The 11,865-nt window shown below is 68.5% G+C and carries 9 protein-coding genes; 2 read left to right on the top strand and 7 right to left on the bottom strand.

The features are described from left to right. Window positions 1–384 precede the first annotated feature (384 nt). Complete coding sequence (locus tag CEK29_RS21510) at window positions 385–1,329, top strand: methyltransferase domain-containing protein (RefSeq protein WP_094859461.1); 945 nt, start codon at window positions 385–387, stop codon at window positions 1,327–1,329. An 87-nt stretch (window positions 1,330–1,416) separates the two neighbouring features. Here the strand turns inward: CEK29_RS21510 and CEK29_RS21515 are convergent, their stop codons facing one another. The 7 genes from CEK29_RS21515 to rsmB all read right to left on the bottom strand — a co-directional run bounded on the left by CEK29_RS21515 (window position 1,417) and on the right by rsmB (window position 10,926). Continuing rightward, window positions 1,417–2,670, bottom strand: coding sequence for a YbdK family carboxylate-amine ligase (locus CEK29_RS21515; RefSeq protein ID WP_094804597.1), 1,254 nt, complete (start codon window positions 2,668–2,670; stop codon window positions 1,417–1,419). A gap of 451 nt (window positions 2,671–3,121) precedes the next feature. Beyond that, window positions 3,122–4,591, bottom strand: a complete 1,470-nt coding sequence (locus tag CEK29_RS21520; protein WP_094804599.1) for a TrkH family potassium uptake protein — start codon at window positions 4,589–4,591, stop codon at window positions 3,122–3,124. Window positions 4,592–4,610: 19 nt separating this feature from the next. Next, window positions 4,611–5,990, bottom strand: coding sequence for a Trk system potassium transporter TrkA (gene trkA, locus CEK29_RS21525; RefSeq protein ID WP_094804600.1), 1,380 nt, complete (start codon window positions 5,988–5,990; stop codon window positions 4,611–4,613). Next, on the bottom strand, window positions 5,987–6,679 hold the full coding sequence (locus tag CEK29_RS21530) for a response regulator (RefSeq protein WP_094804602.1): 693 nt from the start codon (window positions 6,677–6,679) through the stop codon (window positions 5,987–5,989). Before CEK29_RS21530 ends, trkA begins: the two co-directional genes overlap by 4 nt. An 11-nt stretch (window positions 6,680–6,690) precedes the next feature. Then, window positions 6,691–8,985 (bottom strand): sensor histidine kinase, encoded by a 2,295-nt coding sequence (locus tag CEK29_RS21535; protein WP_094859293.1) that lies wholly within the window; start codon window positions 8,983–8,985, stop codon window positions 6,691–6,693. Then, window positions 8,982–9,557, bottom strand: coding sequence for a DUF4390 domain-containing protein (locus CEK29_RS21540; protein ID WP_094804606.1), 576 nt, complete (start codon window positions 9,555–9,557; stop codon window positions 8,982–8,984). The genes CEK29_RS21535 and CEK29_RS21540 overlap by 4 nt, the downstream gene beginning before the upstream one ends. 28 nt (window positions 9,558–9,585) lie before the next feature. Next, the gene (rsmB, locus tag CEK29_RS21545; RefSeq protein ID WP_094859294.1) at window positions 9,586–10,926 is read right to left on the bottom strand and encodes a 16S rRNA (cytosine(967)-C(5))-methyltransferase RsmB; all 1,341 of its coding nucleotides are present in this window, start codon (window positions 10,924–10,926) and stop codon (window positions 9,586–9,588) included. Between the two features lie 299 nt (window positions 10,927–11,225). Here rsmB and CEK29_RS21550 point away from each other — a divergent pair, with 299 nt between their 5' ends. Beyond that, window positions 11,226–11,855: a LysE family translocator gene (locus CEK29_RS21550; protein ID WP_094859295.1), complete on the top strand. Its 630-nt coding sequence runs from the start codon at window positions 11,226–11,228 to the stop codon at window positions 11,853–11,855. Window positions 11,856–11,865 lie beyond the last annotated feature (10 nt).

Genomic DNA, 11,865 nt, shown 5'->3' on the forward strand with positions numbered 1-11,865 from the left:
GGCATCGGCGCCCTGGCACAGCAGCTCTTCCGCGCAGCCGGGGCACAGCCGACCGGCGTGCGCGGGCATGTCGCACAAGGGGCAGCCTGTGGATAAGTTTTTGGATAAGCGCTTGGAAAACCCGGTGAACAACCCGGTGGAGAACCGGGTGGAAAAGTGCCCGACAGCGGCGCGGGCCCTGGCTGTCAGCCCTGCCGCGCCTCGTGAGACACGCCCGAAAGCCCCTGCGCCCCGCCGGGCCACGGCGGTCGCCCGGCGCAGATGCGCCATAATGTCCGGTCTCATCGATCCTCCGTGCCCATGCGCCGGCGGCCGCTACGGAGGCCACCGTTCGCACCGATTGCACCATGCCGCCCTGCCGTGCGCAGCCGGCCCGCCGCCGATATGTCCCAGCCGCAATCCACCCTTCCCACCCTGCCGCTCGTTCCGGCCGACGTCGTGCGGCAGTTCGCCCGCCGCGGCGATCTCGCCGATGCCCAGTTCCTGTATGGCGAGGTGGCGCGCCGCATGATGGACCGGCTGCGCTACATCCGGCTGGCGCCCACCGCGCTGCTCGATGCCGGCTGTGGCGCCGGCGCGAATCTGCCGCTGCTGCGCGAGCGCTATCCCGAGGTGGGTTACACCGGGCTGGACGCCTGTGCGCCCTTGCTCGCGATCGCCCGTGAACGCCATGTGCCCGCGGGCCTGGGCAACCTGCTGGGACGCCTCACGGGGCGCGGCAAGCCCGCGACGCGCTTTGTGCAGGCCGACCTTGCCCAGACCGGCCTGGACCCCGAATCGCTCGATCTGGTGTGGTCCAACCTCGCCCTGCACTGGCACCCCGAGCCCCACGCGGTGCTGGCCGAGTGGCGCCGCATCCTCAAGGTTGGCGCGCCGGCGATGTTTTCCTGTCTGGGGCCGGGCACGCTGCGCGAGCTGCGCGATGCGCTGGCCGACGCCGGGCTGCACACCGCCACCCCGGCCTTCGTCGACATGCACGACTTCGGCGATCTGCTGGTCGAAAACGGATTTTCGGATCCGGTGATGGACCAGGAGACGCTCACGCTCACCTACGCCACCCCCGAACGGCTGCTCGAAGACGTGCGCGCGCTCGGCGGCAACCCGGCGCGCGGGCGCCGCGCCGGCCTGGTGGGCCGCGAATGGCGCGACCGCCTGTGCGCCGCGCTCGAGGCGCGGCGCGGTCCGGAAGGCCGCATCTCGCTCACCATCGAAGTCGCCTATGGCCACGCCTGGCGCGCGGCCACCCGCCGCGCGGCCTCCAACGAGACCCTGCTGTCGGTGAGCGCCATCGGCGGGCGTCGCGGCGACGGCGGCGGCCGCACGCCCTAACCGCCCCGCTCGCTCCACAAACAACAAGCCCGGCACGAAGCCGGGCTTGTTGCGAGACGCACCCGGAACGGGCGCGCCCTCGGGCACTCAGTGCAGACGCGGCGGCCAGGGCGAGGTGGCCTCCGCCTGGGCCGGCGTCATGGGCGACGCCAGGGCGGCCTGCAGCGGTTCGGACGTGGCGCGGATACGGCGGCGCACGGCGCCCTGCTCCGCGCCCTGCACGCCGGCACGCTCGCCGCGCCAGGCGCGCGTCATCGACTCGACCATCAACGGCAGCTCCCGCACACGATGGAACTGGTTGCGCAGCCAGCGCGCGTCGTTGCCGGTGCGCAGGATCTCGTCGCGCAGGCCCGTCAGCATGTCGGTCGTGCCCATTTCTTCGGCAATCGGCATCAGGCGGGTGAACAGCGCCCGCAGGTGGTCGGCCAGGCGCACCCGCTCGCCATCCGGCGTGACGTAGTTGCCGTGCAGGCCGAAACGGCAGGCCTGGAAGTGATTGCTGCGGTAGGCCAGCCAGGCCTTGGGATCCGGCTGCGGATCACGGGCGACGAGCACGGCCAGCGCCTGGGCGAAGGCCGCCATCTGGCAGGCGCGCTCGACGGTCAGCGGGGTGTCGCACACCCGGATCTCGACGGTGCCGAACTCGGGCTTGGGCCGGATATCCCAGTACAAATCCTTGATGCTGTCGGCCAGACCGCTGTCGCGCAGCTGGGCCAGATGGGCTTCGAAGCGGTACCAGTCGGTCACCTCGGCCGGCATGTGGCCCGCCAGCGGGAAGCTGTTGACCGCATTCAGGCGGCAGCACGAGAACAGCGTGTCCACGCCCTCGCAGTAGGGCGAGGACGCCGACATGGCGATGAAGTGCGGCACGTAGGGCGAGATGCCCTGCACCAGGCGGATCGCATCGTCGCCGGACTTCACGCCCAGGTGGATGTGTTGACCGAACACGGTGAACTGGCGCGCCAGGTAGCCGTACATCTCGGCCAGATACTGGAAGCGCGGCGTGTCGGAGATCGAACGCTCCTGCCAGCGCATGAACGGGTGGGCGCCGCCGCCCGCCACGCCCACACCGACCGCGTCGGCGGCTTCGCAGAGGGCGTCGCGCATTTCACGCATCTCGGCCAGCAGGCCGACGGGGTGCTCGTGCACCGAGGAATTCAGCTCGATCATGGACCGGGTGATCTCGGGTTTGACCCGGTCGGCAATGGGATGGTTGGCCAGTTGGGCGAGCAGTTCGTCCGACGCGGCGGTCAGGTCGAAGCTCCGCGGATCGATCAATTGCAATTCGAGTTCAATGCCCAGGGTATTGGGGGCCGACGAAACGAACGGGATCTGGTCCATGTCCGACTCCTTGCATCTTTCATGTTGTGTGGGGTGCGCCGTTGAGCCTTGAAGCCCGGAAACCTCCCGGGGTGCATGAACGGGCGACTGTTGAATGCATGATAGCCGCTACTTTGTGGCAAAAAGCCGTGAAATCGTGACATTTATGCGCAACGGCCTTACACGCGAGTTTCTCTTAGAGCGCAAAAAGTAAGTAAGCACTCACAATCAAGCAATGGCGCGGGTCGTGGCGGGGCCAGAGCCGCAGAGCCTTGATTGGCGCGGGTTTCGAAACCGACTGAAATGGAATGCGGCGCCGCATTCGACACGGCCCCATTTGCACTGCAACCCGTCCCCCAGGCGATTGATAGCCTGAGGTGCTGTAACAGGACGCCGTGCGGGTAACGAATGCTTAGCAGTCACATCCGACGAGGAGCGGGACGGCGAGTGCGTCCCCGAAGGGCCCCGGGGCTTACTTGCGCCAGAACCAGGGAGTGAACAGCACCAGCACGGTCAACAGCTCGAGCCGCCCGATCAGCATGCCGAACGTGCAGACCCAGGTCTGGAAATCGGTGAGGCCGCCGAAGTTGCCGACCGGCCCGAACGCGCCGAGCGCGGGCCCCGTGTTGTTGATCATGGCCATGACCACGGAGAAGGCCAGGGTGAGATCCATGCCGGACAGCAGCAGCAGGCTGCACATCACCGCGACCGAGAGCCCGTACACCAGCATGAACGCCAGGACGGAGAACATCACCCGCGAGTCGACGATGCGCTGTCCGATGCGCACCGGGCTGACGGCATGGGGGTGCAGCATCGTCACGAGCTCGTTGCGCGCCTGTTTGACCAGCAGAATGACCCGGATCATCTTGATGCCGCCGCCGGTGGAGCCCGCCGACGTCGCGAAGGCGGCGAGCAGCAGCATCGTCAGGGGGGCGAAAAGGGGCCAGGCGGTGTAATCCACGTTGGCATAGCCGGTGGTCGTCGCGACCGAGATCGTGTTGAACATGCCGTAGCGCAGGGCGGTCAGGGGATCGTCATAGACCCGCTCGAACAGCAGGAACAGCGAAATCACCAGCCCCGCGCCCAGGATCACGACCAGATACGGCACCGTCTGCGGACAATCGAGGTAAGGCCGCAGGCTGCGGCTGCGCAGCGCGTTGAAGTGGGTGGCGAAGTTGATGCCCGAAATCACCATGAACACGATGGCGACGATCTCGACCGGCACCGAATCGAAGTGCAGGAAGCCGTCGTCGTAGGTGGAGAATCCGCCCAGGCCCATGGTGGTGGCCATGTGGCACCACGCGTCGAACCACGACAGGCCGACGGCACGGTAGGCCAGCAGGCACAGGATCGAAAAGCCGAAATACACGGCGTACAGCGCTTTGGCCGTCCCGGCGATGCGCGGCGTGAGGCGCTCGTCTTTCATCGGGCCGGGCTGCTCGGCCCGCACCACCTGATGGCCGCCCACGCCCAGCAGCGGCAGGATCGCCACCGCCAGCACGAGAATGCCCATGCCGCCGATCCATACCAGCGTGGCTCGCCAAAGATTGATGGAGCGCGGCAGGTGGTCCAGGCCGGACAAGACGGTGGCGCCGGTGGTGGTGAGGCCCGACATGGCCTCGAAATACGCATCGGTGAAGGACAGTGGCGTGCCGACGTCGTGGAAATACAGCAGCAGCGGAATCGACGCCAGCAGCGGCAGGCCGGCCCATACGGTGGCCACCAGCAGGAAGCCGTCGCGCGCGTGCAGCTCGCGGCGCCAGCGGTGCGTGAACAGCCACACCGCGCCCCCGATACCCAGCGCCAGCAGAAAGCCCTCCAGGAAGGCCATGAAACCGGCGTCGTCGCCGAACCAGGCCAGACCCAATGGAATCAGCATGGTCAGGGCGAACACCACCATGGTGAGGCCCAGCACGTACAGGGTGGCCAGCAGGCGCTTCATGAGTGGCGGATTCCGGGATTCAGAAGAACGACGCGGAGACCTGGAACAGCTTTTCGACGCGCGGCATCTGCTGACGGCTCGGCACGAACACGATGACGTGGTCGTCGGACTCGATCATGGTCTCGCCATCGGGCAGGATGATTTCGTCGCCGCGCACCATCGCGCCGATGCTGGCGCCCTTGGGCAGACGGATGTCGCCGACCTTGCGGCCCACTACGCGCGAGGTGTTTTTGTCGCCATGGGCGATCGCCTCGAGCGCCTCGGCCACGCCTTGGCGCAGCCGGTGTACCGCGACGACGTCGCCGCGGCGCACGTGGCGCAGCAATTCGCTCATGGTGGCCTGCGACGGCGACACGGCAATGTCGATATGGCTGCCCTGCATCAGCTCGCCATAGGCGGCGCGATTGATCAGCGCGATCACCTTGCGCGCGCCCATGCGCTTGGCCAGCAGCGACGACATGATGTTGTCTTCGTCGTCGCTGGTCAGCGCGAGCCAGGTGTCCATGTCTTCGATGTTTTCGCTTTCGAGCAAGGCTTCGTCGGTGCCGCTGCCATGCAGCACCAGCACACTGCTCGGCAGCTCGGCCGCAAGAAACTCGCAGCGCTGGGCGCTGCGCTCGATGATGCGGACGCTGTAATTCTCTTCGGCGAGCTGGCGCGCCAGCCGCAGGCCGATATTGCCGCCGCCCGCGATCATCACGCGGCGCACGCTGCGCTCGGCCTCGCGCAGCTGGCGCACGGCGCGGCGCGCATGGCGGGTGTCGACCACCAGCACCACCTCGTCGCCCGGGGCGATCACGGTACCTTCGCCGGCATGGAGCGGCCGGCCATCGCGCAGCACGTCGACCACGCGCGCCTTCACGTCGGGCCAGACCTCGCGCAGCCGCTCGATCGAGTGGTGGGCCATGGGGCTGCCGCTACCGACTCGGACCGTCACCACGCTGACACGGCCATCGGCGAACTCGACCACCTGCAGGGCTTCGGGGAATTCGATCAGGCTGTGGAGGTAGGTGGTGACGCTGCGCTCGGGGCTGATGAGCGCGTCGATACAGAAGCCGTCTTCGCCCATCAGCTCGGGATGGTCGGGAAACTCGGCCATGCGGATGCGCGCGATGCGGCGCGGCACATTGAAGAGCTGGCGCGCGATCTTGCAGGTGACCATGTTGGCCGAATCGGAGGCGGCACAGGCGATCAGCAGATCGGTGTCTTCGGCGCCCGCGGCGGCCAGCACCGAGACCTGGGTGGCGTCGCCCGCCACGACCCGCAGGTCGTAGCGCTCCTGCAGATAACGCAGCTGGGCCGGATCGGAATCGATCACCGTGATGTCGTTTTGCTCGGACACCAGGTTTTCGGCCACGCTGGTACCCACGCGGCCGGCCCCCACGATGAGGATCTTCATGTTCCTCGTTTGCGCGCGGATTCGATGCCGAGTTGCTTGAGCTTGCGATAGAGGTGGGTGCGCTCGAGGCCGGTGCGTTCGGAGACGCGGGTCATGCTGTGGTTTTCGCGGACCAGGTGGTATTCGAAGTAGATGCGTTCGAATTCGTCGCGGGCCTCGCGCAGCGGCTGGTCGAGCGAGATGCTGCCGAGCTGGCCGGTGTTGGCCACCGGCGCTTCGCCATTGACCACCGGCGCGACCGGTGCGGGATCGAGCTCGTCTTCGAGCGCCACGATCGGCATGGGCGCCGCGGCGCTCAATGCCGGGGCGGCCGGATGCGGCACGCGGCCGCGCGCCAGACCGGCTGCGATGGTCTTGAGCAGACGCTGCAGCGTGATGGGCTTTTCGAGGAAATCCATCGCGCCGATACGCGTGGCCTCGACCGCGGTATCGATGGTGGCATGGCCACTCATCATGATGACCGGCATGTCGAGCATGCCTTGCGAAGCCCACTCTTTGAGCAGGCTCACGCCATCGGTATCGGGCATCCAGATGTCGAGCAGGACCAGGTCCGGGCGCGAACGCAAGCGCGCGGCGCGTGCCTGCGCGGCGTTTTCCGCGAGTTCGACCGTATGTCCCTCGTCGTAAAGGATCTCTGACAACAGCTCGCGAATGCCAACTTCGTCGTCGACCACCAGAATTCTGGCCATAAACCTCTCACCTATTGCGTAGCCGCATTATGCTTTTCTTGCAAGGTCGCGTCCATAGTATCGGCCGCGGGCGACAAACGGGTCAACAGAATGGAAACCCGCGCCCCGCCTTCCTTGCGGTTAGCGAGATCGATGCGTCCGCCGTGCTCCTCCACGATCTTGCGCACGATGGCTAATCCTAACCCAGTCCCGTGGGCCTTGGTCGTGACATAGGGCTCGAAGGCCCGCTGCATGACCTGCGGCGCGAAGCCCGGACCCGTATCGGCGACCGTAAAACGCACGGTGCACTGCTCGCTGCCATCGACCTGGGCGACGCGCATCGCCTGCGTTCCGACGCGCACCCGGCCCTCGCGGCCCTGCTCTGCCACGGCGTCGCGCGCGTTGGCGAGCAGGTTATGGATCACCTGACGCAGCTGCGTGGGATCGCCCTCGATCAGGGGCACGTCCGCCCCGAGCTCGACGTCGAGCTGGAACGCCGCGGCGCTCTTGCCCTCGGGATCCCAGCCATAGAGTGCCAGCACGTCGGCCACCAGGCCGTTGAAGTCGATCGGCTGCATCACCGCGGGCGGCGTGCGCGCGTATTCGCGGAAGTCGTCGACCATCTGCTTTAGCGAGCCGACCTGATTGACGATGGTGTTGGTCGCGCGGGTCAGCATCTGCGCGTCGGCCGGCTCGAGCCGGTCGGCGAGCTTCATGGCGAGGCGCTCGGCCGACAGCTGGATCGGCGTGAGGGGATTCTTGATTTCGTGCGCGAGGCGGCGCGCCACCTCGCCCCAGGCCATGGTGCGGTTGGCCGAGATCACCTCGGTGATGTCGTCGAACACCACGAGATAGCCATTGCCACGGCCATCGACCTTGAGATGCGTGCCGCGCGCCAGCAGCGTGACCGTCGATCCGTTGGGCTCCTGCGTGGGCGCGATCTCGAACTGCTGCTGCCAGTGCAGGCGCTCGGATCCCACGGCGGCGTGGTTGGCGAAGGCCTGCCGGATGATGTGGGCGAGCGCCAGCATGCCGTCGGCGGTTTCGAGGGGCCGGCCGATCACCGAGCGCAGGTCGGCCTGCAGGATGGCCTGCGCCCCCTGATTGACGGTGGTGACGCGAAAGCCCTCGTCGAAGGCGATCACGCCGGAAGACAGATTGGCCAGCACGCTTTCGAGGTAGACGTTGGAACGCTCGAGCTGGCGCCGGTTGCTCTCGACCATCTGGCGCGCTTCGTCGAGCTGGCGCGTCATGGCGTTGAACGACCGCGTCAGCTGGCCGACCTCGTCCCGGCCCGGCGGCTCGGGCAGCGGACGGAAATCGCCCACGCTCACGGCCTGCGTGCCGGCGGCCAGCGACAGCAGCGGCCGCACGAGACGCTTGGAGAGCGACAGCGCGACCGCGATGGCCGCGAAGGTGGCGAGCAGCAGCGCGAGGGTCAGCGTGATGCCGTAGAGCTTGCGCAGGCCCAGCCGGGACAGGGCCAGCTCCTGGTAGTCGCGAAAGCCCTGCTGCACGCGGTTGGCGTTGTGCGCGATCTGCTCGGGCACGTTCTGCACGAGCTGCAGCCAGCGCGGCTCGACCGACATGCCCAGCGGCGCATCGAAACGCACCGGCGCCGACAGCGGAATCACCACCCGCAGGTGCAGCCCGCCTTCGGAACCCGGAATCGCCGGGTCGTCGGCCTCGGCGGCCGAATAGCCGCGCGCCAGCCGCAGCTGGTTGAGCACCTCGGGCGGCACCACCGGCGGCAGCAACTGCCCATATTTATTGGTGGAAAACCCGACCGGGCGGCCCGTGCCGGTAAACACCAGCGCCTCCTGCACGCCGTTGTTCTCGCGCAGCCGCGTGAGCGACGCAGGAATTTCGAGGTCGGACATGTTGTTGAGCTCGACGGCCATCGCGCGGGCCCGGGCGTCGAGGTCGGCCAGCTGCGAATCGAGGGCGGCCCGGCCGAGGTTGAGGCCGGACTCCAGCGCGCTGTCGACCCGCACGTTGAACCACGACTCGATCGAGCGCGACATGAACTGCACCGAGAGGGTGTAGATCATGGTGCCCGGCAGCACGCCGATCACGGCGAAGGCCAGCGCGAAGCGCGCGGTCAGCCGCGCGCCGAACTGACGCCGGCGGATCTGGCGCACCAGGCGCACGCTGAGCGCGACCACCCACACGAACAGGGCCAGCGCGAAGATGCCGTTGAGGACCAGCAGCGCGTCGTAATACTGCGCGAAGCGGGAGGCGTTGCCGGTGGACCAGACGAGCAGCCCGAGCAGGCCCAGGCCGCTGATGGCGCCGATGATCAGCGCCAGGCGGAGCAGGTGTCTCATGAGGGGTCGGTCAGCGTGAAGGAGAACGGCGTCCACGACGTGGTGGGCGACCAGGAGCTGCTGTTGAGCGCGTTGACCTGGAACGGCCGCGGCAGCAGCGAGGTGTCGAGCCGGACCCGTAACTGGCCCTGGTAACGCTCGCCGGCCTCGAAGGCGCTGGCGTCGGCCACTTCCCAGCCGCGGATGCGCCGCACCAGATCCATCGCGTCGTCCAGCGACGACACCGGCAGCGATAGCTCGTCGCGGCCGGCGCGCCACTGGCGCGTGAGCGCGTTATAGGTGATGCGCCAGGTCATGTGCTCGTCGGCGACCGTCGCGTCGAACCAGTACCAGCGAGCCCGGGTAATGGTGAGATCGGCCGTGAAATAGAGCGACACGCCGCGGCTGGCGGCGTCACGCAACTGCTCGTTGAGCGGGAAATCGATATCCGCGTCGATCACCAGCTTGCCGTCGCGGATCACGGGTTCGACCCGCGTGACGACGGGCTCGGCGGCTTGCGCGATCGAGGCGCCAACCATGCCGAACAGCAGGGAAATGCACAACAACAGGGCGGAAAACGAACGGAATTTCATCGACTTGCTTCAACGCGACACTGTTTTTCTATTCTTGGCGATTCGGGGCCGCTTTGGCAAACAAGGCGTAGAAAAAACCGTCGTGTTGCGCTTCGGGTGTTGCGCCGATGGCAACCGGCAGCAGTTGGCCGGGCGCCGGCAGCGCCCGGGCATCGGCATGGCGGGCCGCGAAGGCCGCGGCCTGGTCCCGCCCTTCGGCCGGAAAGACCGAGCAGGTGACATAAAGCAGATGACCGCCCGGCTTCACCGTGCGCCAGAGAGCGTCCGTGATGCGCGTCTGCAGCGCGGCCGTGCGCGCGATGTCTTTTTCGCGGCGCAGCCAGCGGATGTCCGGATGCCGCCGCACGATGCCGGAGGCCGTGCAGGGCACGTCGGCCAGCACCGCGTCGAACGGCACGCCGTCCCACCAGGCATCGAGATCGGCGGCATCGGCCGCCCGCAACTGCACGCGTGGGCTGGACAGGCCAAGCCGGTCGAGGTTTTCGCCGACGCGGCGCAGGCGCTCGCCGTCGGCGTCCAGCGCGAGCAGATCGAGGTCGGCGCGCTCCAGCAGGTGGGCGGTCTTGCCCCCGGGCGCGGCGCAGGCGTCGAGCACCCGCATGCCGTCCGCGACGGGCAAGAGCTCGCCCGCGAGCTGTGCGCCGGCGTCCTGCACCGACCACCAGCCCTCCTGGAAGCCGGGCAGCTGCGTAACCGGGCGCGCCTGGTGCAGCACCAGGCCGGCCTCGCCGACGGCGCCGGCCACGATCCCCGCCGCCTCGAAGGCCGCCAGCACCTGTTCGCGCGTGGCGCGCCGGCGATTCACGCGCAGCGTGAGCGGCGCGGGCACGTTGGCCGCGGCCAGCAGGTCCTGCCAGTGATCGGGATAGTCGCGCTTGAGCAGCGAGATCCACCAATTGGGGTGATTCCAGCGGGCCTGCGGAAACGGCGCCACCTCGGCCTCGAGCTGGGCCCGCTCGCGCAGGAACCGGCGCAGGCTGCCATTGATGAGACCTTTATAGGACATCAGCCTGCGGTGCGCGCCCGCGGCGGTCACGGCCTGGTCGACCACGGTGTGGGCCGAATAGACGGGCATGCCGGCGAGCGGCGCGTCTTCGGTGCGCAGCAAACCCAGCGCCACGCACAGCAGCGCGTCGGGCAAGGGCCCGGGCGAGCGCGGCACGAGCTTGGCGGCGACGGCCTCGGTCCAGCCCAGATAGCGCATCGTGTGAAACGCCACCGCCTGCGTGGCCGGGCGCAGGCGCGGCTCGACCTCGGTGAGCGCCTCGGTGAGCGAACGCCCGGCCTGGACGGCGGCGACCGCCTGGGCAGCGGCCGTCAGCACGGAGGACAGGGGCGGCGCCAGGCTGGCGGAAGGATTCTGGGACATAAAACGGCCGAAAAGAGATCAGACCGCTATGGTAGCGGACAGCCCGCCGCCGGACGCCCCCACGTGGTGGGGGCGGGTCGGGCCGCGCAGGCCTCGCCGGCCGCGCCTCGCCGGCCGCACCTCGCCGGCCGCGCCTCGCCGGCCGCACCTCGCCGGCCGCACCTCGCCGGCGGCGCCTCGCCCACTGCGCTACGTCACGATGGACGGCGGGGCCCGCGCCGCTCACACTGTGACCACGGGCGCGGGCCGAATGTCCCGCCGCGAACGCCCCCTCCCCGGGCCCTTTCTCTTCGACCCCTATGACCGACGCCACGCTCATCCTGTTTGTCGCCACCAGCGGCGTCCTGATCGCCACCCCCGGCCCGACCGTGCTGCTGGCGCTGTCGAACGGCTCGCGCCACGGCGTGCGCGCCGCGGGTTGGGGCATGGCGGGCGCGCTGCTCGCCGACCTGCTGCTCATCACCATCGTGGCCTGCGGGCTGGGCGTGGTGCTGGCCGCCTCGGAGGTGGCCTTCCAGGCCCTGAAATGGGCCGGCACGCTGTATCTGGCCTATCTGGGCTGGCGCCTTCTGCGTGCCGACGCCGCACTGGTGGTGCCGGGCGCTGGCGCGGCCCAGCCCCTGGACCGCCGCGCGCTGTTTCTGCGCAGCTTTCTGGTGGCCCTCACCAATCCCAAGGCCCTGTTGTTCATGTCGGCGTTTCTGCCGCAATTCATCGACCCGCGCATGGCGCTGCTGCCGCAGTACGCCACGCTGGCCCTGATCCTGGCGGTGCTCAACCTCGCCGCGATGCTGGCCTACGCCGTGCTCGGCGCCCGGTTGGTGCAGCTGTTCCGGGCGGGTGCTCTGCGCTGGCTCAATCGGGTCTGCGGCGGGCTTCTGATCGGGCTGGCGGCACTGCTGGCGCTGTATCGGCGGCAGGCGCCCTAGCCCGCCGCCG

It is taken from the genome of Bordetella genomosp. 5 (genome assembly GCF_002261475.1).
Classification (GTDB): Bacteria; Pseudomonadota; Gammaproteobacteria; order Burkholderiales; family Burkholderiaceae_B; genus Bordetella.